Here is a 23,019-nt window from a genome sequence, read left to right as displayed (position 1 = left end):
ATGAATAATTAAGATTATTCCACTGGCGGGGCGATTTGTTTTGCCGAATCGGTCCGATTTATTTTTATATATTCTTAAAAATAAATTGGCTGCTTTTATTCTTAAATAATCTCCCTACAATCGCTGCATTAATTAAATGCAGAGGGAACGGTTATGAAAAAATGGAAAGTACATGGCGCACTGGTCGCATTAGTCGTGTTGTTGGCAGGTTGTTCCAGTAACGCGCAGTATAATAGCAGTGCATCTGGCGATGTCGGCACCGCCTGGGGTGGGGATGTGCACTCAACGGTTCAGGGCGTATCTGCTGAGCGAGCCTGGCGCGATCCGGCGGAGATGATCGTTATTAGTTATTCAGCTAATGTTCCTTCCGGCTACGACCGCGTTTATAGCATTCGTATTAACGAACTGGAATATGCTATTCGCGATGCTAATTTTAATTCACTACCTATTACGCGGGTTTATGATTCATCAAATAATGAACCACGCTATATTGTCCATGCCAGAGTAGGAATGAATTATCAATTATATGTCCGCAATTACAGTCGTAACACCAACTACGAGATCGTTGCTACGGTTGATGGCCTGGATGTTCTGAACGGTAAACAAGGTTCGCTGAATAACAACGGTTATATTGTGAATGCCGGAGATTCGTTAGCGATTAAAGGATTCCGCAAAGATAAACATACCGAAGCGGCTTTTCAGTTCGCCAACGTTGCTGATTCCTACGCAGCCAATTCGGCGCAAGGCGATGTGCGTAATACCGGTGTAATCGGCTTTGCCGCCTTTGAATTACAAGGCCCGGCGCAAAACGCGCTGCCGCCGTGCTCTGGACAAGCGTTTCCGGCAGACAACAATGGCTATGCGCCGCCGCCGTGCCGTAAATAGCAACCTCGCTTGATGCCTCGCCCATTTAAGGCGATAATTAGCACAAACTTGTGTTTCGCAAATCCAACCCTTCCTCGTCGGGCCTAACGACGCGGAAGGGTTTTTTTATATCGACTTTGTAATAGGAGTCCATCCATGAGCACCTTAGGTCATCAATACGATAACTCACTGGTTTCCAACGCCTTTGGTTTTTTACGCCTGCCGATGAACTTCCAGCCGTATGACAGCGATGCTGACTGGGTGATTACTGGCGTGCCGTTCGATATGGCCACTTCTGGTCGTGCGGGTGGTCGCCACGGTCCGGCAGCTATCCGTCAGGTTTCGACGAATCTGGCCTGGGAACACAACCGCTTCCCGTGGAATTTCGACATGCGTGAGCGTCTGAACGTGGTGGACTGCGGTGATCTGGTATATGCCTTCGGCGATGCCCGTGAGATGAGCGAGAAACTGCAGGCACACGCCGAGAAGCTGCTGGCTGCCGGTAAGCGTATGCTCTCCTTCGGTGGTGACCATTTTGTGACGCTGCCGCTGCTGCGCGCTCATGCGAAGCATTTCGGCAAAATGGCGCTGGTACACTTTGACGCCCACACCGATACCTACGCGAACGGTTGTGAATTTGACCACGGCACCATGTTCTATACTGCGCCGAAAGAAGGTCTGATCGACCCGAATCATTCCGTGCAGATTGGTATTCGTACCGAGTTTGATAAAGACAACGGCTTTACCGTGCTGGACGCCTGCCAGGTGAACGATCGCAGCGTGGATGACGTTATCGCCCAGGTGAAGCAGATTGTGGGTGATATGCCGGTTTACCTGACCTTTGATATCGACTGCCTGGATCCTGCTTTCGCGCCGGGAACCGGTACGCCGGTGATTGGCGGTCTGACCTCCGATCGCGCCATTAAACTGGTACGCGGCCTGAAAGATCTCAACATCGTTGGGATGGACGTAGTGGAAGTGGCTCCGGCATACGATCAGTCAGAAATCACCGCTCTGGCTGCGGCGACGCTGGCGCTGGAGATGCTGTATATTCAGGCGGCGAAAAAGGGCGAGTAAGCGCACGGGGTAGCAAATGTGCCATTAATGTCAGATGCGGCGTAAACGCTTTATCTGACCTACGTTCGGCACCCGTAGGCCGGATAAGATGCGCCAGGCATCGCATCCGGCAATGCGCACGGGGTAGCAAATGTGCCATTAATGTCAGATGCGGCGTGAACGCCTTATCTGACCTACGTTCGGCACCCGTAGGCTTTACTTAACTCCATCCGCGCTCATACGATCGCGAATATGCTGGGCGCGTTCGGCGGATGCCGGATGGTCGTCAAACATTGAACTTTGGCGGCCTTCTTCCAGTTTCGCCAGTTTTTCAAAGCTGGTGGCAAGGCCTGCCGGGCTGATGCCGCGTTGACGCAGCAAATCGTAGGAATAATCATCCGCCTCTGCTTCCTGGCGCTGGGAGAATTGCGAATTGACTAATTTTTCGCCCAAGTCACCGAGTTGTGATTGCGATAAACTGCCGACAATCCCGCCCGCAGAGGCCGCAGCTACTCGCACGGCATTTGTACCAAGCGCTACCTGCATCCCTTTCTTCACATGGCCTAACGCCACATGGCCCATTTCATGGCCGATCACCGCTTCAACTTCGTTATCGGTCATCATATCCATCAGGCCGCTATAGACGCGGATACAGCCGTTTGCCATCGCAAAGGCATTCACATCCTTCGCCATATACACTTTGTAATTTACCGGCTGACCGTTGATGTTATTTCCCAGCGCATTAGCAATGGTGGTCAGACGTTTAGCGTATTCACTACCGTCTGGCGCAATCGTCGCCTTGCTGTCCATCTCCTGGCACGCCTGATCGCTCAGGGCTTTTACCTGCGCATCGCTCAAACTGTAAGCCTGAAAAGCTTCCGCTCCTGATGAGAGCAGTCCACTGGAGTCCATATTCTGGCAACCGGTCAGTACCGTTGCCACGCTCATTGCTACCAATAAGGCGCGAATTTTCATGTTTTCTCTTCCGCACAAGGTCAGGATTATTCTAAAAATGCGCCGTTTGCAGGTGAATCGACGCTCGTCCTAAGTATAAGAAAAAGCGCAGCGGACGGGCGAGCAGATTGCGCAACATGCGAGCATGATCCAGAGATTTCTGAAACGGCAAAAGGATGTTCCATGTACATGACGCGCGGCTTGCGGTAAATTGTTGGCAAATTTTCCGGCGTAGCCCAAAACGCGCTGTCGTCAAGTCGTTAAGGGCGTGCCCTTCATCATCCGATCTGGAGTCAAAATGTCCTCACGTAAAGAGCTTGCCAATGCTATTCGTGCGCTGAGCATGGACGCAGTACAGAAAGCCAAATCCGGTCACCCGGGCGCCCCGATGGGGATGGCTGACATTGCCGAAGTCCTGTGGCGTGATTTCCTGAAACACAACCCGCAGAATCCGTCCTGGGCTGACCGTGACCGCTTCGTGCTGTCCAACGGCCACGGCTCCATGCTGATCTACAGCTTGCTGCACCTCACCGGTTACGATCTGCCGATGGAAGAACTGAAAAACTTCCGTCAGCTGCACTCCAAAACGCCGGGTCACCCGGAAGTGGGTTACACCGCTGGTGTGGAAACCACCACCGGTCCGCTGGGTCAGGGTATTGCCAACGCAGTCGGTATGGCGATTGCAGAAAAAACGCTGGCGGCGCAGTTTAACCGTCCGGGTCACGACATTGTCGACCACTACACCTACGCCTTCATGGGCGACGGCTGCATGATGGAAGGCATCTCCCACGAAGTTTGCTCTCTGGCGGGTACCCTGAAGCTGGGTAAACTGATTGCGTTCTACGATGACAACGGTATTTCTATCGATGGTCACGTTGAAGGCTGGTTCACCGACGACACCGCAATGCGTTTCGAAGCCTACGGCTGGCACGTTATTCGCGACATCGACGGTCATGACGCAGCATCCATCAAACGCGCAGTAGAAGAAGCGCGCGCAGTGACCGACAAACCGTCCCTGCTGATGTGCAAAACCATCATCGGTTTCGGTTCCCCGAACAAAGCCGGTACGCACGACTCCCACGGTGCGCCGCTGGGCGACGCTGAAATTGCCCTGACCCGCGAACAGCTGGGCTGGAAATATGCGCCGTTCGAAATCCCGTCTGAAATCTATGCTCAGTGGGATGCGAAAGAAGCAGGCCAGGCGAAAGAATCCGCATGGAACGAGAAATTCGCTGCTTACGCCAAAGCTTATCCGCAGGAAGCCGCTGAATTTACCCGTCGTATGAAAGGCGAGATGCCGTCTGACTTCGACGCGAAAGCGAAAGAGTTCATTGCTAAACTGCAAGCTAATCCGGCGAAAATCGCCAGCCGTAAAGCGTCTCAGAATGCTATCGAAGCGTTCGGTCCGCTGTTGCCGGAATTCCTCGGCGGCTCCGCTGACCTGGCACCGTCTAACCTGACCCTGTGGTCTGGTTCTAAAGCAATCAACGAAGATGCTGCGGGTAACTACATCCACTACGGTGTTCGCGAGTTCGGTATGACCGCGATTGCTAACGGTATCTCCCTGCACGGTGGTTTCCTGCCGTACACCTCCACCTTCCTGATGTTCGTGGAATACGCACGTAATGCCGTACGTATGGCTGCGCTGATGAAACAGCGCCAGGTGATGGTTTACACCCACGACTCCATCGGTCTGGGCGAAGATGGCCCGACTCACCAGCCGGTAGAGCAGGTCGCTTCTCTGCGCGTGACCCCGAACATGTCTACATGGCGTCCGTGTGACCAGGTTGAATCCGCGGTCGCGTGGAAATACGGCGTTGAGCGTCAGGACGGCCCGACCGCGCTTATCCTCTCCCGTCAGAACCTGGCGCAGCAGGAACGTACTGAAGAGCAGCTGGCAAACATCGCGCGCGGTGGTTATGTGCTGAAAGACTGTGCCGGTCAGCCGGAACTGATCTTCATCGCCACCGGTTCTGAAGTTGAACTGGCGGTTGCTGCCTACGAAAAACTGACTGCCGAAGGCGTGAAAGCGCGCGTGGTTTCCATGCCGTCTACAGATGCATTCGACAAACAGGATGCGGCTTACCGTGAGTCTGTACTGCCGAAAGCGGTTACTGCACGCGTTGCAGTAGAAGCAGGCATTGCTGACTACTGGTACAAGTATGTTGGCCTGAATGGCGCTATCGTCGGTATGACCACCTTCGGTGAATCTGCTCCGGCTGAACTGCTGTTTGAAGAGTTCGGCTTCACCGTTGACAACGTTGTTGCGAAAGCAAAAGCGTTGCTGTAATCGGTAAGATGCTTTGTGAGAAGGGCCGCGAAAGCGGCCCTTTTTTACTTAGTAGAGATAAACGGAACTGTGCTGCCGGGGATCATGGTATCGGGCAGCTTACCGTCCCAACGCTCAGCAGTGGTGAGGGCAACAAGTCCGGGATTATCTCGCAGGGCTTCCCCGCGCAGGCGGATAGCTTCTGCTTCAGCCGCACTTTTTAAACGAATAGTTTCAGCTTCGGCCGCACCTCTTACGCGAATAGTCTCTGCTTCTGCTTTGGCTGCCGCCAGTTTACTGTCTGCTTCTGCCTGGGCTTGAGTTACCGCAATTTGCGCCTGGATTTTCTCTGTTTCCAGATTTTGCTTACGCGTGGCAATGGCGACTTCTGCTTTCATTCGGTCCTCAATCGACTTTTCATAAGCGTCAGAAAAATCGATGTTTTCAATCTGGACCCCGTCAATTACCACTGGCCCAACAACGGCTTTGCGCATGGCATTTTGCAGATCCTGAACCAGTTTTGTACGATCCTGTACGGCGCTGATGGCGGTATATTGGCCGAAAACGTTCTCCAGTTGAGTTGGCAACTGACGAACAATCAGGCGATCTTTTAATGCTTCAATGGTGTTGTAAGTGGTATAAACCGCGCCTGCTTCCGAAGGCTTAATGTGGAAACTAACTGACACGGTCATTTGTGCAGGTTGCTGGTCGCGGCTGTATGCCTGCAATCCCTGATAGACCACGGCCTGATTACGCGTGGAAATTTTCTCCACGCTTTCCATAAACGGGATCTTAAAACCCAGGCCCGGCTCGGCAACTTTTACGATTTTTCCGTAACGCAGCAAAATGCCGCGTTCACCTTCATTAACGGTGTAATACGAGAGAAATGGCAGCACAACCACGGCAAGCACGCCAATGGCGATAGCAATAGATTTTTGTGGGCGAAATGAGGTTATTGAAACAGGTGCTTTCATGACAATCTTCCTTGAGTAAAGTGTGGGAATATGTCACATGGGGGGAGGAGAAAACAGCTGGCAACCGAAAATTAAGAATCTATAAAGGGGAGGCGCGAAAAACAATAAATCAAATAAGTATGTTTTCGGATATTCAATAAACAAATGGTGACATGCGTCACAAACATATCAACGTATAAAATATTGATTTTGTGACGGTCATTGCAAATACAAAGTTGACTTTAATAATATTGATTTCATCTTATTGTTATTTAATGTTTTATTATTTTGGTTTATGAAACTTGTCCTCTCAGACGCTCAATTGCTTTCATTAAATCTCACGCGTATTTTATTTTTACCGCCGGACGGTACCGTAAAAATAAAATAAGGATGATTTATGCGGCTTATTGATTATTTTCCAGAGTCATCAATCTCAGTTATACATTCAGCAAAAGACTGGCAGGAAGCTATCGATTTTTCGATGGCATCATTGCTGGATAAAAACTATATCAGCGAGAATTACATTCAGGCTATTAAAGATTCCACCATTAGCAACGGTCCTTATTATATTCTCGCACCAGGCGTGGCGATGCCTCATGCGCGACCGGAATGTGGGGCGCTTAAAACCGGGATGTCACTGACATTACTCGAACGACCAGTGTATTTTCCGGGGAATGACGAACCGATTAAATTACTCATCGGGCTTTCGGCTGCCGATGCTGATTCGCACATTGGCGCTATTCAGGCGTTAAGTGAATTACTGTGCGAAGAAGAAATACTCGAACAACTATTAACAGCAATATCAGAAAAACAATTAGCGGACATAATCAACCGCGGATAATTACTCTCTCCTCTACAGGATAATATTATGGAAAACAAGTCTGCTCGTGCAAAGGTCCAGGCTTTTGGGGGCTTTTTGACGGCAATGGTCATCCCCAATATTGGTGCTTTTATTGCCTGGGGTTTTATTACTGCATTATTTATTCCTACTGGTTGGCTGCCTAACGAACATTTCGCCAAAATTGTTGGCCCGATGATTACCTATTTATTGCCCGTGATGATTGGTTCTACAGGTGGTCATCTGGTCGGTGGTAAACGCGGTGCGGTCATGGGCGGAATAGGGACGATTGGCGTTATTGTCGGTGCTGAAATTCCGATGTTCCTTGGCTCAATGATCATGGGACCGTTAGGTGGGCTGGTCATAAAATATATCGATAAAGCACTGGAAAAACGCATACCTGCTGGTTTTGAGATGGTTATCAATAACTTCTCATTAGGTATCGCTGGGATGATTCTCTGTTTGCTGGGTTTTGAAGTCATCGGCCCGGCGGTGTTAATTGCCAATACTTTCGTCAAAGAGTGTATTGAAGCACTGGTACATGCAGGCTATCTGCCTTTGCTGTCAGTCATCAATGAACCGGCGAAAGTGCTTTTCCTCAATAACGCGATAGATCAGGGCGTCTATTATCCGCTGGGGATGCAACAGGCATCAGTTAATGGCAAATCCATCTTCTTTATGGTGGCATCCAACCCTGGGCCTGGCTTAGGGCTGCTGCTGGCATTCACTCTGTTTGGTAAAGGGATGAGTAAGCGCTCTGCACCTGGTGCGATGATTATTCACTTCCTCGGTGGGATCCACGAACTGTATTTCCCGTATGTGCTGATGAAGCCGTTGACCATTATCGCCATGATTGCGGGCGGTATGTCTGGCACCTGGATGTTTAATTTGCTGGACGGTGGTCTGGTTGCAGGCCCAAGCCCAGGTTCTATCTTTGCTTACCTGGCGCTGACGCCGAAAGGCTCGTTCCTGGCGACAATTGCCGGAGTTACGGTAGGCACGCTGGTGTCCTTTGTTATCACTTCCCTGATACTGAAGATGGAAAAAACAGTGGAGACTGAGAGCGAAGATGAATTTACCGAGTCAGCCAATGCGGTTAAAGCAATGAAGCAGGAAGGCGCATTCTCGTTAAGCCGTGTTAAGCGTATTGCCTTTGTTTGCGATGCAGGGATGGGCTCCAGCGCGATGGGCGCAACCACCTTCCGTAAACGCCTGGAAAAAGCAGGGCTGACAATTGAAGTAAAACATTACGCCATAGAAAACGTGCCTGCAGATGCGGATATCGTCGTTACTCATGCCAGTCTGGAAGGGCGTGTGAAACGTGTGACGGATAAACCGCTGATATTGATTAATAACTATATTGGCGATCCAAAACTCGACACTTTATTTAATCAATTAACCGCCGAACATAAAAACTGATTGCAGAGGTAAAAATGAAAACCAAAGTTGCTGCTATTTATGGCAAGCGGGATGTCCGTCTGCGCGAATTTGAATTGCCAGAAATTACTGATAACGAACTTTTGGTGAGTGTAATTTCTGACAGCGTCTGTTTATCGACCTGGAAAGCGGCGTTACTCGGTAGTGAACATAAGCGCGTACCCGACGATTTAGAAAATCATCCGGTCATTACCGGGCATGAATGTGCCGGGGTTATTGTCGAAGTGGGTAAAAATCTCACCGACAAATATAAAAAAGGTCAGCGTTTTGTATTGCAACCGGCGATGGGGTTACCAAGCGGATATTCAGCGGGCTACAGCTACGAATATTTTGGCGGTAACGCCACCTATATGATTATTCCAGAGGTAGCCATTAATTTGGGCTGCGTATTACCGTATCACGGCTCTTATTTTGCTGCGGCGTCGCTGGCAGAGCCTATGTGCTGCATTATTGGCGCTTATCATGCCAATTATCACACCACGCAATATGTTTATGAGCATCGCATGGGCGTCAAACCTGGCGGCAATATTGCACTGCTGGCGTGTGCAGGTCCGATGGGAATTGGCGCTATCGATTATGCCATTAACGGCGGCATACAACCGTCGCGGGTGGTGGTGGTCGATATCGACGACAAACGTCTGGCGCAGGTGCAGAAGTTGCTGCCAGTGGAGCTGGCGGCCAGTAAAGGCATTGAGCTGGTGTATGTGAATACCAAAGGGATGAGCGATCCTGTCCAGATGCTACGGGCGCTGACGGATGATGCCGGGTTCGATGACATTTTTGTTTATGCGGCGGTGCCTGCTGTCGTTGAGATGGCTGACGAATTACTGGCGGAAGATGGCTGCCTGAACTTCTTTGCCGGTCCGACGGATAAAAACTTCAAAGTGCCGTTTAATTTCTACAACGTCCATTACAACAGCACTCACGTCGTCGGTACATCCGGTGGTTCAACGGATGACATGAAAGAGGCGATTGCCCTTAGCGCCACGGGGCAGTTGCAGCCGTCGTTTATGGTGACCCATATCGGTGGCCTGGATGCGGTGCCAGAAACCGTGCTCAATCTGCCGGATATCCCAGGCGGCAAAAAACTCATTTATAACGGCGTGGCCATGCCGCTCACTGCCATTGACGATTTTGCCGAAAAAGGCAAAACCGATCCGCTGTTTAAAGAGCTGGCGCGGCTGGTTGAGGAAACGCACGGCATCTGGAATGAACAGGCCGAGAAATATCTGCTGGCGCAATTTGGCGTTGATATTGGGGAGGCCGCGCAATGATGTCCCTGGCGTGGCCATTATTTCGCGTTACGGAACAGGCAGCGTTAGCTGCCTGGCCGCAAACCGGCTGTGGCGACAAGAATAAAATTGATGGCCTGGCGGTCACCGCGATGCGCCAGGCATTAAACGACGTTGCTTTTCGTGGGCGAGTGGTTATCGGCGAGGGAGAAATTGATCATGCGCCGATGCTGTGGATTGGCGAAGAGGTGGGCAAAGGCGATGGGCCAGAAGTCGATATCGCGGTTGATCCCATTGAAGGCACGCGGATGGTGGCGATGGGGCAGAGCAATGCGCTGGCGGTCATGGCTTTCGCCCCTCGAGATAGCCTGTTACATGCGCCCGATATGTATATGAAAAAGCTGGTTGTTAATCGACTGGCTGCCGGGGTGATTGATCTGTCTTTGCCCCTGGCGGACAACCTGCGCAACGTGGCGAAAGCGTTAGGCAAACCGCTGGACAAGCTGCGCATGGTTACGCTGGATAAACCGCGCCTGAGAGCCGCAATTGAGGAAGCAACACAGCTGGGCGTGAAGGTTTTTGCCCTGCCGGATGGCGATGTCGCCGCCAGCGTGCTGACCTGCTGGCAGGATAATCCTTACGATGTGATGTACACCATCGGTGGCGCACCGGAAGGCGTTATTTCTGCCTGTGCTGTTAAAGCATTGGGTGGGGATATGCAGGTGGAATTAATCGATTTTTGCCAGGCCAAAGGTGACTACACCGAAAATCGGCAAATCGCAGAACAGGAGCGTAAGCGTTGTAAGGAGATGGGGGTTGAAGTCAACCGTGTGTACTCACTCGATGAACTGGTGAGGGGGAACGATATCCTCTTTAGCGCTACGGGCGTGACGAGCGGCGAGCTGGTGAACGGTATCCAACAGACGGCGAATGGGGTGCGGACGCAGACATTACTGATCGGCGGCGCGGACCAAACGTGTAATATAATAGACTCCCTGCATTGATGGTGATCTATCGGAAGACGAATGGCGACGCTGACAGAAGATGATGTGCTTGAGCAACTGGACGCACAGGACAATTTATTGTCATTTATGAATACTGCGCATTCTATTTTGCTCCTGGGGATACGCCAGTTTCTGCCGTCGCTGTTTGTCGATAACGATGAAGAGATCGTGGAATATGCAGTGAAGCCGTTACTCGCCCAAAGCGGCCCGCTTGACGATATTGATGTTGCGCTGCGTTTGATTTATGCGCTGGGGAAAATGGATAAATGGCTGTATGCCGATATCACGCACTTTTCCCAGTTCTGGCATTACCTGAACGAACAGGATGAAACGCCCGGATTTACCGATGATATAACCTGGGATTTTATCAGCAACGTCAATAGCATAACCCGCAATGCGACGCTCTACGATGCGTTAAAAGCGATGAAGTTCGCCGATTTCGCCGTCTGGTCAGAGGCGCGTTTTAGCGGGATGGTCAAAACGGCGCTGACGCTGGCAGTAACGACAACTTTAAAGGAATTAACGCCGTGAAAATCGAACTGACGGTGAATGGACTAAAGGTACAGGCGCAGTACTCTGATGATGAAATTGAGAATGTACATAAACCGCTACTGCGTATGCTGGCGGCCTTACAGGCGGTAAATCTGCAGCGACGTACGGTGGTTTTTCTTTGCGCTCCGCCGGGGACGGGTAAATCTACATTAACTACCTTCTGGGAATATCTCGCGCAACAAGACCCTGAATTACCCACTATCCAGACGCTGCCGATGGATGGTTTTCACCATTACAATAGCTGGCTGGATGCGCATCAATTACGCCCCTTCAAAGGTGCACCAGAGACATTCGACGTTGCGAAACTGGCGGAAAATCTGTGCCAGGTCGTGGAAGGGGATTGTACGTGGCCGCAGTACGATCGACAAAAACATGATCCGGTAGAAGATGCGTTGCACGTTACCGCACCAATAATCATCGTCGAAGGAAACTGGTTGTTGCTGGATGATGAGAAGTGGCGCCAGCTTGCGCAATTTTGTGATTTTTCGATCTTTATCAACGCGCCCGCAGCTGCATTGCGTGAACGGCTGGTGGGGCGCAAGCTGGCGGGGGGGCTATCGCTGGCAGACGCAGAAGCCTTTTATGAACGTACCGACGGTCCGAATGTTCGCCGGGTGCTTGAAGAGAGTCTGCCTGCAAATTTGACCTTAATGATGACAGCTACGGGTGAATATCGACGCTGCATCAGTCATATTCTGATATAAGTCAGGGTTTATGACGGCACAACGAAAAGATTTTGCTACGCTTATTCGTGATTCTGCAAAGTGGAATAAATTCCAACGCATCAGGCCGGAAAACGTGACGCAAGTCAGATAATTGTCTTCTTTGACTGGACAATCATTCCTTTTATTCCATGTTTCGCTTATCCTAGCTGAAGCGTTTCAGTCGATTAAATGTTCGACAATTAACCAATCAGTCGCAGTTTGCGACAGGTAAGGTTTCCCCGAACGATTTGCTGGATTACTCTGTCTGGCAAATTTGCTCAGGGAAAGCCTTGCAGGAGATCTATGACCGTACGCGTAGCGATAAATGGCTTCGGTCGCATCGGGCGTAATGTGGTTCGTGCTTTGTATGAATCAGGACGCCGGGCGGAAATTACCGTGGTGGCAATCAACGAACTGGCGGATGCTGCGGGCATGGCGCATTTGTTGAAATATGACACCAGTCATGGCCGTTTTGCATGGGAAGTCCGTGAGGAACGTGATCAACTTTTTGTTGGTGATGATGTCATCCGCGTATTGCATGAACGTTCACTGCAATCGCTTCCCTGGCGTGAACTAGGCGTTGATGTGGTTCTCGACTGCACCGGCGTATATGGCACCCGCGAGCATGGCGAAGCGCACCTTGCCGCCGGGGCCAAAAAAGTGCTCTTTTCACATCCTGGCAGTAACGATCTCGACGCGACCGTTGTTTACGGCGTCAATCAGGATCAACTTCGTGCGGAACACCGCATCGTTTCTAACGCTTCCTGTACCACGAATTGCATAATTCCTGTCATCAAATTGTTGGATGATGCGTACGGTATTGAGTCCGGCACTGTGACTACAATTCACTCCGCCATGCACGATCAACAGGTTATTGATGCATACCATCCTGACCTGCGCCGCACCCGGGCAGCCAGCCAGTCGATCATTCCGGTCGATACCAAACTGGCCGCCGGTATCACACGATTTTTTCCGCAATTTAACGATCGCTTTGAAGCGATTGCGGTACGTGTGCCAACCATAAATGTGACGGCAATCGATTTAAGCGTGACGGTGAAGAAACCTGTAAAAGCCAATGAAGTCAACCTGTTGCTGCAAAAAGCAGCACAAGATGCATTTCATGGTATAGTTGACTATACGGAATTACCGTTGGTCTCTGTAGATTTTAACCACGATCCGCACAGTGCCATTGTCGATGGCACCCAAACCCGGGTCAGTGGCGCACACCTGATCAAAACGTTGGTCTGGTGCGATAACGAATGGGGCTTTGCTAACCGAATGCTCGACACGACGTTAGCTATGGCTACTGTTGCTTTCAGGTAAGACGCAAGCAGCGTCTGCAAAACTTTTAGAATCAACGAGAGGATTCACCATGTCTGTAATTAAGATGACCGATCTGGATCTTGCTGGGAAACGTGTATTTATCCGTGCGGATCTGAACGTACCAGTAAAAGACGGGAAAGTAACCAGCGACGCGCGTATCCGTGCTTCTCTGCCGACCATCGAACTGGCCCTGAAACAAGGCGCGAAAGTGATGGTAACTTCCCACCTGGGTCGTCCTACCGAAGGCGAGTACAACGAAGAATTCTCTCTGCTGCCGGTTGTTAACTACCTGAAAGACAAACTGTCTAACCCGGTTCGTCTGGTTAAAGATTACCTCGACGGCGTTGACGTTGCTGAAGGTGAACTGGTTGTTCTGGAAAACGTTCGCTTCAACAAAGGCGAGAAGAAAGACGACGAAACCCTGTCCAAAAAATACGCTGCACTGTGTGACGTGTTCGTAATGGACGCATTCGGTACAGCTCACCGCGCGCAGGCTTCTACTCACGGTATCGGTAAATTCGCTGATGTTGCGTGCGCAGGCCCGCTGCTGGCAGCTGAACTGGACGCGCTGGGTAAAGCACTGAAAGAACCTGCTCGCCCGATGGTGGCTATCGTTGGTGGTTCTAAAGTATCTACCAAACTGACCGTTCTGGACTCCCTGTCTAAAATCGCTGACCAGTTGATCGTAGGTGGTGGTATCGCTAACACCTTTATCGCGGCACAAGGCCACGATGTGGGTAAATCCCTGTACGAAGCTGACCTGGTTGACGAAGCAAAACGTCTGCTGACCACCTGCAACATCCCGGTTCCGTCAGATGTTCGCGTAGCGACTGAGTTCTCTGAAACCGCTCCGGCTACCCTGAAATCTGTTAACGATGTGAAAGCTGACGAGCAGATCCTGGATATCGGTGATGCTTCCGCTCAGGAACTGGCTGAAATCCTGAAGAATGCGAAAACCATTCTGTGGAACGGTCCGGTTGGCGTGTTCGAATTCCCGAACTTCCGCAAAGGTACTGAAATCGTGGCTAACGCTATCGCAGACAGCGAAGCGTTCTCCATCGCTGGCGGCGGCGACACTCTGGCAGCAATCGACCTGTTCGGCATTGCTGACAAAATCTCCTACATCTCCACTGGCGGCGGCGCATTCCTCGAATTCGTGGAAGGTAAAGTACTGCCTGCAGTAGCGATGCTCGAAGAGCGCGCTCAGAAGTAAAAAATCACAGGGCAGGGAAACCTGCCCTTGTTGCAGCGCGCTTTTAAAGCACGCACTTTTTCATACTCTAAATAATTCGAGTTGCAGCACAGCAACTTGAGGTATGGCGAGTATAAGGCCCGACGATACAGGACAAGAGACATGTCTAAGATTTTTGATTTCGTAAAACCTGGCGTAATTACTGGTGATGACGTACAGAAAGTTTTCCAGGTAGCAAAAGAAAACAACTTCGCACTGCCAGCAGTAAACTGCGTCGGTACTGACTCCATCAACGCCGTACTGGAAACCGCTGCTAAAGTTAAAGCGCCGGTTATCGTTCAGTTCTCCAACGGTGGTGCTTCCTTTATCGCTGGTAAAGGCGTGAAATCTGACGTTCCGCAGGGCGCTGCTATCCTGGGTGCGATCTCTGGTGCGCATCACGTTCACCAGATGGCTGAACACTATGGTGTTCCGGTTATCCTGCATACCGACCACTGCGCGAAGAAACTGCTGCCGTGGATCGACGGTCTGCTGGACGCGGGTGAAAAACACTTCGCTGCTACCGGTAAGCCGCTGTTCTCTTCTCACATGATCGACCTGTCTGAAGAATCTCTGCAAGAGAACATCGAAATCTGCTCTAAATACCTGGAGCGCATGTCCAAAATCGGCATGACTCTGGAAATCGAACTGGGTTGCACCGGTGGTGAAGAAGACGGCGTGGACAACAGCCACATGGACGCTTCTGCACTGTACACCCAGCCGGAAGACGTTGATTACGCATACACCGAGCTGAGCAAAATCAGCCCGCGTTTCACCATCGCAGCGTCCTTTGGTAACGTACACGGTGTTTACAAGCCGGGTAACGTTGTTCTGACTCCGACCATCCTGCGCGACTCTCAGGAATATGTTTCCAAGAAACACAACCTGCCGCACAACAGCCTGAACTTCGTATTCCACGGCGGTTCCGGTTCTACTGCTCAGGAAATCAAAGACTCCGTAAGCTACGGTGTAGTTAAAATGAACATCGATACCGACACCCAATGGGCGACCTGGGAAGGTGTACTGAACTACTACAAAGCGAATGAAGCTTACCTGCAGGGCCAGCTGGGCAACCCGAAAGGCGAAGATCAGCCGAACAAGAAATACTACGATCCGCGCGTATGGCTGCGTGCCGGTCAGACTTCGATGATCGCTCGTCTGGAAAAAGCATTCCAGGAACTGAACGCGATCGACGTTCTGTAAGATATTCCTTTCTGCTTATCTCAAGGCCCGCTCTGCGGGTCTTTTTTTCGCCAAAAGCAAAATTGCCTGATGCGCTACGCTTATCAGGCCTACAAGTGTCCTGCAATATATTGAATTTGCAGGTTTTTGTAGGTCGGATAAGGCGTTCACGCCGCATCCGGCATGACAAAGCGCTCTTTGTCATCTGTCTGAGGCCCGCTCTGCGGACCTTTTTTTCGCCAAAAGCAAAATTGCCTGATGCGCTACGCTTATCAGGCCTACACGTATCCTGCAATATATTGAATTTGCAGGTTTTTGTAGGCCGGATAAGGCGTTCACGCCGCATCCGGCATGACAAAGTGCACATTGTCATCTGTCTGAGGCTCGCTCTGCGGACCTTTTTTTCGCCAAAAGCAAGGTGATGTACTTAAGAAATCTGTGATCTATTTGGCAAAATTATGCTTTATTGTTTACCCTTGTCAGACTGCCCGTCGTGAGGCGGCGGAGTATGTTTCTCCAATTTAAGTCAGTTGAAAAGGAATATTGAATGGAAGATTTGAAAGTTGTCGATAGCATAAACGGCGCAGGATCCTGGTTGGTAAACAACCAGGCGCTGTTGCTGAGTTATGCTGTAAACATCGTGGCGGCACTCGCGATCATCATCGTTGGTTTGATTATCGCGCGGATGATTTCCAACGCGGTGAATCGCCTGATGATCTCCCGTAACATAGATGCCACCGTTGCTGATTTTCTTTCTGCATTAATCCGTTACGCAATTATCGCCTTTACGTTAATTGCAGCACTGGGCCGCGTGGGCGTACAAACCGCATCGGTCATTGCCGTACTCGGTGCCGCAGGTTTAGCTGTAGGTCTGGCCTTGCAGGGGTCACTATCTAACCTGGCTGCTGGCGTTTTGCTGGTTATGTTCCGCCCGTTCCGTGCAGGAGAATATGTTGACCTCGGCGGCGTTGCCGGTACTGTGCAGAGTGTGCAGATTTTCTCCACCACCATGCGTACCGCAGACGGTAAAATAATTGTTATTCCGAACGGTAAAATTATTGCCGGTAATATTATTAACTTCTCTCGTGAGCCGGCGCGCCGTAACGAATTTATTATTGGCGTAGCGTATGATTCTGATATCGATCAGGTTAAGCAGATCCTGACCGATATTATTCAGTCCGAAGATCGTATTTTAAAAGATCGTGAAATTACAGTACGCCTGAACGAACTTGGCGCATCGTCGATTAATTTCGTCGTGCGTGCCTGGAGCAACAGTGGCGATCTGCAAAACGTGTACTGGGATGTGCTGGAACGTATTAAACGTGAATTTGATGCTGCTGGCATCAGCTTCCCGTATCCGCAAATGGATGTGAACTTCAAGCGGGTGAAAGAGAGCAATAGCTAATTATGTACGAGGGCTTATCAAGGTGATAAGCCCTCATTTTTAACAACTAAAATCAAACTGCATATTTTTAAAGTCCAGCCAGGCATTACCTGCACCGAAATTATATCCACCGAAATACTCTTCAAACTCAATATAATAAGGCGACATTCCGTTTGGTATAGACTGCACGGGCGCCATTGAACCACCGAGATGATTGGGCAAATGTGCACTATGCCACTGGTGAGTTTCACATTTACTTTTTCCCTCTGCATCTTTAGAAAAATATCGAATGGACTGATATTCCGTATTATTTCTTTCTGTGGGGCTAATTCCCGCATTAGGATCAAAAGCGCGCGGCTCGCATGAAATCGCCAGATTGAAAGCCAGCGACTGCTCAGGAATGGTGCCCATTTTACGGTATACAAAATTGCTTTCAGGCGTATCTTTTGGCCTGACGTTAGCCTGAAAATAACTAAAAGCACTGCCGATAGTCAGCCATTCTGGCGTATCTTGCTGGTCGCGATAGTGGTTAGGTATAAGTTCAGGCGGCTCACAAAATGGGCCGTTGAACTCGTGCTGGGTGAGTAAAATCACCGCATAAGAACAGCCTAATATATCTTCCATCCGAAATAGCCGTGGATGTCGTTGCTTTTCTGCCTGCCAGAAAACATAAAGATCTGGATCTTCAGGTGGGGGGCAGGATTCAAAATTCTCAAACACATCCAATATTTCTTCTGTACATGGTGTTCCGCCATCGTTGTGCTCGGGCGCAACAGCAAAGAAAGATAACGCGACAATCTCTGGCCCATAAATCCGATAATCTTCCGGCAACAGCAGGGTAAATCCATGATTCAATGGGAAACCATTATTTGGATCCAGCGGCCACTGTTCGGGCGTTATGCCTGGCGGTAGGCCAAAGCACCAACCTTGTTGCCGCGGTATATTTTCGTGGATAGGGTAGGGGAGAAGAGTGAGATCATAGGCTTGCATAGTGTTAGTCCTTTACAACGCTAGCAGGAAAGAGAGCCATAACGCCGTTTATGTTATGGGGAATGATGAGATCTTTATCCTAAAATCAGTTACCGAATAGAATTATTTATTTTTTTATTAAAATTATTTATATGCTATTAGCATTATAAATTTTATCTAATAACAATCCCGCGCTATAGTCTCTTTATCAGATAATTAGTTCGGAATGTTCAACGTGTTTTCTTATTATTTTCAAGGGCTTGCTCTTGGTGCTGCTATGATTCTGCCGCTTGGTCCGCAAAATGCTTTTGTGATGAATCAGGGCATTCGTCGTCAGTACCACATTATGATTGCTTTGCTCTGCGCGATAAGCGATTTGGTCCTGATTTGCGCCGGGATTTTTGGTGGTAGCGCGTTATTGATGCAGTCACCGTGGTTGCTGGCGCTGGTGACCTGGGGCGGTGTGGCCTTCTTGCTGTGGTATGGCTTTGGTGCTTTTAAAACGGCGATGAGCAGCAATATTGAGCTGGTTAGTGCTGAAGTGATGAAGCAGGGACGTTGGAAAATTATTGCCACTATGCTGGCAGTAACCTGGCTGAATCCACATGTTTACCTGGATACCTTTGTGGTATTAGGCAGCCTGGGCGGACAGCTTGATGCCGAACCAAAACGCTGGTTTGCCCTCGGGACGATCAGTGCCTCTTTCCTGTGGTTTTTTGGTCTGGCGTTATTAGCCGCCTGGCTGGCGCCGCGTTTGCGTACTGCCAAAGCGCAGCGCATTATCAATCTCGTGGTGGGCTGCGTTATGTGGATTATCGCCCTACAACTGGCGAAAGAGGGTGTTGCTCATGCACAAGCCTTGTTCAGTTAGGCGCTATCTGATGGAAAAATAAAACAGAGACGCTAAGCTTGCCTCCAGAGGTCCTGAATTTTGGGCAAGTCAATTAACACGGAGAGACTAACGTGAAGTTCAAAGTTATCGCCCTGGCGGCATTGATGGGTTTCAGCGGGATGGCTGTGCAGGCCAATGAACTACCGGATGGTCCGCACATTGTCACTTCAGGAACGGCAAGTGTTGATGCGTTGCCAGATATCGCTATTCTTGCTATTGAAGTTAACGTGACGGCGAAGGATGCCGCTTCTGCCAAGAAGCAGGCGGATGAGCGTGTCGCGCAATATATTTCTTTCCTTGAACTCAATCAGATCGCGAAAAAAGATATCAGTTCCGCGAATTTGCGTACCCAGCCAGACTACGATTACCAGGATGGTAAAAGTATCCTGAAAGGCTATCGTGCCGTGAGAACGGTGGAAGTCACGCTTCGTCAGTTAGACAAACTGAATTCCTTGCTGGATGGCGCGCTGAAGGCCGGACTCAACGAAATTCGTTCTGTGTCGTTGGGCGTGGCACAGCCAGATGCCTATAAAGACAAAGCGCGTAAGGCAGCGATTGATAACGCGATTCATCAGGCTCAGGAGCTGGCGAACGGCTTTAATCGCAAACTGGGGCCGGTATATAGCGTGCGCTACCATGTTTCCAATTATCAGCCCAGCCCAATGGTACGCATGATGAAAGCCGATGCCGCACCGGTTTCCGCCCAGGAAACTTACGAGCAGGCCGCTATTCAGTTTGATGATCAGGTCGATGTGGTCTTCCAGTTAGAACCAGTGGCTCAACAACCCGCTAAAACACCTGCCGCACAATAATACTTGTAGCCCGACTCATTTGTCGGGCTAATGTCTTTATCTGATATCGCCTCTTTTTTCTGTAATTTTCTGTAAAACCATGACATAAGCACCTATCTTTGCTTGCGATTTCATTAAGGATTAACTTACTGAAACGGTTAAGCGGACAGGGATGTTTGGAGGAAGCGTCGATGGATATTTTTATTTCGAAAAAGATGCGCAATTTTATTTTATTAGCGCAAACCAATAATATTGCCCGAGCGGCAGAAAAGTTACATATGACTGCTTCACCGTTCGGCAAAAGTATTGCCGCGCTAGAGGAGCAAATTGGTTATACATTATTTACCCGTAAAGATAATAACATCAGCCTTAATAAAGCCGGGCAGGAGCTTTATCAAAAGCTCTTCCCGGTTTACCAACGGCTTTCTGCTATCGATAATGAAATTCATAATTCCGGACGTCGCTCTCGTGAAATTGTGATTGGTATCGATAATACCTATCCGACGATTATTTTTGATCAGTTAATTAGCCTGGGTGATAAGTATGAAGGCGTGACGGCCCAGCCGGTTGAATTCAGCGAAAATGAGGTTATCGACAATCTCTTCTATCGTCAGCTTGATTTTATTATCTCTCCGCAGCATGTTTCCGCTCGTGTACACGGGTTGGATAATCTAACAATGAGTGAACTGCCGCCGCTGCGACTGGGGTTTCTCGTTTCTCGCCGTTATGAAGAGCGTCAGGAGCAGGAGTTGTTACAGGAGTTGCCCTGGCTACAGATGCGCTTTCAAAACCGTGCTAATTATGAAGCGATGATTGATGCGAACATGCGCCCTTGTGGGATCAATCCAACAATTATTTATCGCCCATACAGTTTTATGGCCAAAATCAGCGCCGTTGAGCACGGACATTTTCTTACGGTGATCCCACATTTTGCATGGCGGCTGGTGAACCCAGCTACGTTGAAATATTTTGATGCACCGCATACGCCAATGTATATGCAGGAATACCTTTATTCACTGAAAAATCATCGCTATACCGCCACGCTGCTACAGCAAATTGCTGAAGATCGTGACGGTACGAGCGATTAACCTAGCATTGAGCCCGTTTCGATCAAATTGCGATGCAGATCGAAAACGTGGCTAAGATCGTGGTGAATATGCCCGCCGGGTGCTTTCTCCAGATAGCGATGCAGATAGTCACGGTACATCGGATGTGCGCAGTTATCGATGATAGTGCGCGCGCGCTGAAGTGGGGAGAGGCCACGTAAGTCGGCGATCCCTTGTTCTGTGATGATCACTTTCACGCTGTGTTCGCTGTGATCAACATGGCTGCACATAGGCACGATGGTTGAGATCTTGCCTTCTTTAGCAATCGACGGTGCCATAAAGATCGACAGATACGCGTTGCGTTCAAAATCACCGCTACCGCCGATACCATTCATTAAATTAACGCCGACTACGTGCGTGGAGTTGGCGTGTCCGTAAATATCAAACTCGAGGCCGACATTCAGAGCGATAACACCAAGGCGGCGGATAATTTCTGGGTTATTGGAAATTTCTTGCGGACGTAACACAATGCGACTGGCGAAGTAATCCATATTGGCGTAAATCTTGCGCAGTGAATCGGCAGAAATTGTCAGACTGGAGGCGCTGGCCCCGGTAATTTTGCCGGTTTCCAGAAGATGAACCACAGACTCCTGTAGCACTTCCGAATACATCATAAACGGAGGAATTTCCGGGTTTTCCCCCAGACGCGCCATTACCGCATTATTGATGTTGCCTACCCCGCTTTGCAGTGGCAGAAATTCCCGCGGAATGCGCCCCTGCGCCATTTCACGCAACAAGAAGGTGACCACATTGTCGGCGATTTGCTGGCACACAGGATTTTGTTTATCCAGCGAGTTACCTGCATCAGGTAAGTTAGTTTCCACGACGGCGACAATTTTTTTCGGATCGATTTGTACATAGCGGGTACCGACGCGATCCATCGCATGGAAGATCGACACGCTATTGCGCCGCGGTGGTGCGCCAGGAGTCACAATATCCGCCAGTTCTGCGACGCGCGGATCGTGATAATGATTGAGTTCAATGATCACTTTCTTTGCGCGCAGCAACCAGGTCGGGGCATTACCGATCCCACTGGTTAACCAGACACGACCATCCGGAGCGAGGGCTGAGGCTTCAATTACCGCAACATCGATGTCGCCGAAAAAGCCGTAGTTGACCATTTGCGCAACTTCGCTCAAATGCAGATCAACAAAACTAACCGATCCCTGATTGATCTTTTTACGCAATCCCGATGATGTCTGGTATGGCGCGCGCCATGAAACGGCGTCAGCTTCAGAGAGTATGTCATCGGCGGCGGCGCTAATCGACGCTCCGGTCAGCAGGCGAATTTGATACGGTTTTTTCGCCTCATGTTGTTCATTGGCGCGACGGGCAATGGCAACAGGAAGAGCCTTGGGCGAACCCGCAGGGGTAAAACCACTGAATGCCACCATATCGTTGTGCTGGATAATTTCCGCCGCTTCATCGGCGGTCATCCTTGTCCGGGTAATATTCATCCTTTGCTCCTTAGTTCGTGGATCATTAATGACCGACGAAATTAGGTTTACGTTTTTCCAGGAAGGCGTTCATACCTTCCTGATAATCTTCGCTGTCATAAACCGCCCGGCGCATCCCTTGAATACGCTCAAATTCATCTGAATTCATGGTGTGCGCTTCACCCAACACACGCAGCTCTTCCTTGATTACTGCAATGGCTAACGGCGCTTTTTCGGAAATGTGGTGAGCCATTTGTAAGGTGAAATCTTCCAGTTCATCGGCCTCAACAACGTGGTTAAGAATGCCAACAGCCAGCGCGCGTTGGGCGGTGATTGGCGAAGCGGTAAAAATCAGCTCTTTGACAATGTGGAAGCCCGCGTCGCGAGTCAGGTTGTGGATCCCCACCAGGTTATACGGTACGCCCAGGTTGACTGGCGTCATTGAGAAGGTAGAGGTACTGGCGGCGATGATCAGATCAGAGCTCATGATCATTTCAAATGCGCCACCCCAGACGCTACCTTCGACCATCGAAATTACTGGTTTGGGGCATTTTTGGATCACGCGGGTAATTTGACGTAGCGGATCATCGTAAGAGAGCGGATCGCGACCTCCTGACGGCAACTCATGAATGTCGTGACCTGCGGAAAAGACTTTGGAACCACTTGGGGCACGCAGAATGATGCAGCGGATTTCTGGACGATTGAGATCATTTAATGCCTGAATCAGGTCATCAATAAAGACTTTACTTAACGCATTGAGTTTGCGGGCATAGTTAAACTCAATGACCGCCACTTTGTTGATGATGGCTACATTAACATACTGATAAGACATAAAAATTCCC

The 23,019-nt window shown here is 49.9% G+C and carries 21 protein-coding genes; 16 read left to right on the top strand and 5 right to left on the bottom strand.

All coding sequences use genetic code 11. The features are described 5' to 3' along the window. The first annotated feature begins 153 nt into the window (after positions 1-153). Both FEK42_RS12870 and speB read left to right on the top strand, forming a co-directional pair. Positions 154-885 carry a hypothetical protein gene (locus FEK42_RS12870; protein WP_135492978.1) on the top strand — a complete coding sequence of 244 codons (732 nt, stop codon included), beginning with the start codon at positions 154-156 and terminating at the stop codon, positions 883-885. 135 nt (positions 886-1,020) lie between these two features. Beyond that, entirely contained in the window at positions 1,021-1,941 is a 921-nt protein-coding gene (speB, locus tag FEK42_RS12865; RefSeq protein ID WP_000105566.1) for an agmatinase, read from the top strand. Positions 1,942-2,136: 195 nt separating this feature from the next. Here the strand turns inward: speB and loiP are convergent, their stop codons facing one another. Next, the gene (loiP, locus tag FEK42_RS12860) at positions 2,137-2,895 is read right to left on the bottom strand and encodes a metalloprotease LoiP (protein ID WP_130218025.1); all 759 of its coding nucleotides are present in this window, start codon (positions 2,893-2,895) and stop codon (positions 2,137-2,139) included. 277 nt (positions 2,896-3,172) lie between these two features. On the opposite strand from loiP, the gene tkt reads away from it, so the two are divergent. Then, positions 3,173-5,164: a transketolase gene (gene tkt, locus FEK42_RS12850; RefSeq protein WP_000098613.1), complete on the top strand. Its 1,992-nt coding sequence runs from the start codon at positions 3,173-3,175 to the stop codon at positions 5,162-5,164. 44 nt (positions 5,165-5,208) lie between these two features. Here tkt and FEK42_RS12845 read toward each other — a convergent pair whose 3' ends face one another. Continuing rightward, the gene (locus FEK42_RS12845; RefSeq protein WP_000646923.1) at positions 5,209-6,117 is read right to left on the bottom strand and encodes a prohibitin family protein; all 909 of its coding nucleotides are present in this window, start codon (positions 6,115-6,117) and stop codon (positions 5,209-5,211) included. Positions 6,118-6,493: 376 nt separating this feature from the next. Here FEK42_RS12845 and cmtB point away from each other — a divergent pair, with 376 nt between their 5' ends. The 10 genes from cmtB to mscS all read left to right on the top strand — a co-directional run bounded on the left by cmtB (position 6,494) and on the right by mscS (position 17,004). Beyond that, positions 6,494-6,937 (top strand): PTS mannitol transporter subunit IIA, encoded by a 444-nt coding sequence (gene cmtB / locus FEK42_RS12835; protein ID WP_135492977.1) that lies wholly within the window; start codon positions 6,494-6,496, stop codon positions 6,935-6,937. A gap of 27 nt (positions 6,938-6,964) precedes the next feature. Beyond that, the gene (cmtA, locus tag FEK42_RS12830; RefSeq protein WP_135492976.1) at positions 6,965-8,353 is read left to right on the top strand and encodes a PTS mannitol transporter subunit IICB; all 1,389 of its coding nucleotides are present in this window, start codon (positions 6,965-6,967) and stop codon (positions 8,351-8,353) included. A 14-nt stretch (positions 8,354-8,367) separates the two neighbouring features. After that, positions 8,368-9,645, top strand: a complete 1,278-nt coding sequence (locus FEK42_RS12825) for a zinc-binding dehydrogenase (RefSeq protein WP_135492975.1) — start codon at positions 8,368-8,370, stop codon at positions 9,643-9,645. Beyond that, a complete protein-coding gene (gene glpX / locus FEK42_RS12820; RefSeq protein WP_135492974.1) occupies positions 9,642-10,607 on the top strand; it encodes a class II fructose-bisphosphatase in 966 nt (321 codons plus the stop codon). The genes FEK42_RS12825 and glpX overlap by 4 nt, the downstream gene beginning before the upstream one ends. Positions 10,608-10,628: 21 nt before the next feature. Next, the gene (fumE, locus tag FEK42_RS12815) at positions 10,629-11,138 is read left to right on the top strand and encodes a fumarase E (RefSeq protein ID WP_135492973.1); all 510 of its coding nucleotides are present in this window, start codon (positions 10,629-10,631) and stop codon (positions 11,136-11,138) included. Next, positions 11,135-11,863: a nucleoside/nucleotide kinase family protein gene (locus FEK42_RS12810; protein ID WP_135492972.1), complete on the top strand. Its 729-nt coding sequence runs from the start codon at positions 11,135-11,137 to the stop codon at positions 11,861-11,863. Before fumE ends, FEK42_RS12810 begins: the two co-directional genes overlap by 4 nt. A gap of 303 nt (positions 11,864-12,166) precedes the next feature. Further along, positions 12,167-13,186, top strand: a complete 1,020-nt coding sequence (gene epd / locus FEK42_RS12805) for an erythrose-4-phosphate dehydrogenase (protein ID WP_130259411.1) — start codon at positions 12,167-12,169, stop codon at positions 13,184-13,186. Between the two features lie 49 nt (positions 13,187-13,235). Beyond that, on the top strand, positions 13,236-14,399 hold the full coding sequence (gene pgk, locus FEK42_RS12800; protein ID WP_138211846.1) for a phosphoglycerate kinase: 1,164 nt from the start codon (positions 13,236-13,238) through the stop codon (positions 14,397-14,399). Between the two features lie 141 nt (positions 14,400-14,540). Beyond that, on the top strand, positions 14,541-15,620 hold the full coding sequence (gene fbaA, locus FEK42_RS12795; RefSeq protein ID WP_000034372.1) for a class II fructose-bisphosphate aldolase: 1,080 nt from the start codon (positions 14,541-14,543) through the stop codon (positions 15,618-15,620). Positions 15,621-16,146: 526 nt separating this feature from the next. Beyond that, on the top strand, positions 16,147-17,004 hold the full coding sequence (mscS, locus tag FEK42_RS12790) for a small-conductance mechanosensitive channel MscS (RefSeq protein ID WP_130259410.1): 858 nt from the start codon (positions 16,147-16,149) through the stop codon (positions 17,002-17,004). 39 nt (positions 17,005-17,043) lie between these two features. Here the strand turns inward: mscS and FEK42_RS12785 are convergent, their stop codons facing one another. Beyond that, positions 17,044-17,973 (bottom strand): hypothetical protein, encoded by a 930-nt coding sequence (locus FEK42_RS12785; protein ID WP_138211845.1) that lies wholly within the window; start codon positions 17,971-17,973, stop codon positions 17,044-17,046. Positions 17,974-18,187: 214 nt separating this feature from the next. Here FEK42_RS12785 and argO point away from each other — a divergent pair, with 214 nt between their 5' ends. From argO to FEK42_RS12770, 3 genes are all read left to right on the top strand, one after another. Further along, positions 18,188-18,823, top strand: a complete 636-nt coding sequence (argO, locus tag FEK42_RS12780) for an arginine exporter ArgO (protein ID WP_135410366.1) — start codon at positions 18,188-18,190, stop codon at positions 18,821-18,823. A 92-nt stretch (positions 18,824-18,915) separates the two neighbouring features. Continuing rightward, positions 18,916-19,656, top strand: coding sequence for an oxidative stress defense protein (locus tag FEK42_RS12775; RefSeq protein WP_135492971.1), 741 nt, complete (start codon positions 18,916-18,918; stop codon positions 19,654-19,656). Positions 19,657-19,826: 170 nt separating this feature from the next. Beyond that, complete coding sequence (locus tag FEK42_RS12770; protein WP_130207863.1) at positions 19,827-20,723, top strand: LysR family transcriptional regulator; 897 nt, start codon at positions 19,827-19,829, stop codon at positions 20,721-20,723. Here the strand turns inward: FEK42_RS12770 and scpC are convergent. Together scpC and scpB are read right to left on the bottom strand one after the other, a co-directional pair. Next, positions 20,720-22,198 (bottom strand): propionyl-CoA:succinate CoA transferase, encoded by a 1,479-nt coding sequence (scpC, locus tag FEK42_RS12765; RefSeq protein ID WP_135492970.1) that lies wholly within the window; start codon positions 22,196-22,198, stop codon positions 20,720-20,722. The two genes, FEK42_RS12770 and scpC, sit on opposite strands and share 4 nt — an antisense overlap. A gap of 25 nt (positions 22,199-22,223) precedes the next feature. Continuing rightward, entirely contained in the window at positions 22,224-23,009 is a 786-nt protein-coding gene (gene scpB / locus FEK42_RS12760; protein ID WP_130258048.1) for a methylmalonyl-CoA decarboxylase, read from the bottom strand. Positions 23,010-23,019 lie beyond the last annotated feature (10 nt).

The sequence above is a fragment of the Escherichia sp. E2748 genome (assembly GCF_005781125.1).
Classification (GTDB): Bacteria; Pseudomonadota; Gammaproteobacteria; order Enterobacterales; family Enterobacteriaceae; genus Escherichia.
Note: the sequence above shows the minus strand (reverse complement) of the source record. Positions and strands in the feature narration are given on the sequence as shown.

Bases quoted from the DNA above. Each gene is read 5' to 3' on its own strand.
- cmtB (WP_135492977.1), top strand. From the start codon at position 6,494: ATGCGGCTTATTGATTATTTTCCAGAGTCATCAATCTCAGTTATACAT.
- scpB (WP_130258048.1), bottom strand. From the start codon at position 23,009: ATGTCTTATCAGTATGTTAATGTAGCCATCATCAACAAAGTGGCGGTC.
- epd (WP_130259411.1), top strand. From the start codon at position 12,167: ATGACCGTACGCGTAGCGATAAATGGCTTCGGTCGCATCGGGCGTAAT.
- cmtA (WP_135492976.1), top strand. From the start codon at position 6,965: ATGGAAAACAAGTCTGCTCGTGCAAAGGTCCAGGCTTTTGGGGGCTTT.
- scpC (WP_135492970.1), bottom strand. From the start codon at position 22,198: ATGAATATTACCCGGACAAGGATGACCGCCGATGAAGCGGCGGAAATT.
- loiP (WP_130218025.1), bottom strand. From the start codon at position 2,895: ATGAAAATTCGCGCCTTATTGGTAGCAATGAGCGTGGCAACGGTACTG.
- FEK42_RS12785 (WP_138211845.1), bottom strand. From the start codon at position 17,973: ATGCAAGCCTATGATCTCACTCTTCTCCCCTACCCTATCCACGAAAAT.
- fumE (WP_135492973.1), top strand. From the start codon at position 10,629: ATGGCGACGCTGACAGAAGATGATGTGCTTGAGCAACTGGACGCACAG.
- FEK42_RS12825 (WP_135492975.1), top strand. From the start codon at position 8,368: ATGAAAACCAAAGTTGCTGCTATTTATGGCAAGCGGGATGTCCGTCTG.
- pgk (WP_138211846.1), top strand. From the start codon at position 13,236: ATGTCTGTAATTAAGATGACCGATCTGGATCTTGCTGGGAAACGTGTA.
- mscS (WP_130259410.1), top strand. From the start codon at position 16,147: ATGGAAGATTTGAAAGTTGTCGATAGCATAAACGGCGCAGGATCCTGG.
- fbaA (WP_000034372.1), top strand. From the start codon at position 14,541: ATGTCTAAGATTTTTGATTTCGTAAAACCTGGCGTAATTACTGGTGAT.
- FEK42_RS12845 (WP_000646923.1), bottom strand. From the start codon at position 6,117: ATGAAAGCACCTGTTTCAATAACCTCATTTCGCCCACAAAAATCTATT.
- glpX (WP_135492974.1), top strand. From the start codon at position 9,642: ATGATGTCCCTGGCGTGGCCATTATTTCGCGTTACGGAACAGGCAGCG.
- FEK42_RS12770 (WP_130207863.1), top strand. From the start codon at position 19,827: ATGGATATTTTTATTTCGAAAAAGATGCGCAATTTTATTTTATTAGCG.
- FEK42_RS12870 (WP_135492978.1), top strand. From the start codon at position 154: ATGAAAAAATGGAAAGTACATGGCGCACTGGTCGCATTAGTCGTGTTG.
- tkt (WP_000098613.1), top strand. From the start codon at position 3,173: ATGTCCTCACGTAAAGAGCTTGCCAATGCTATTCGTGCGCTGAGCATG.
- speB (WP_000105566.1), top strand. From the start codon at position 1,021: ATGAGCACCTTAGGTCATCAATACGATAACTCACTGGTTTCCAACGCC.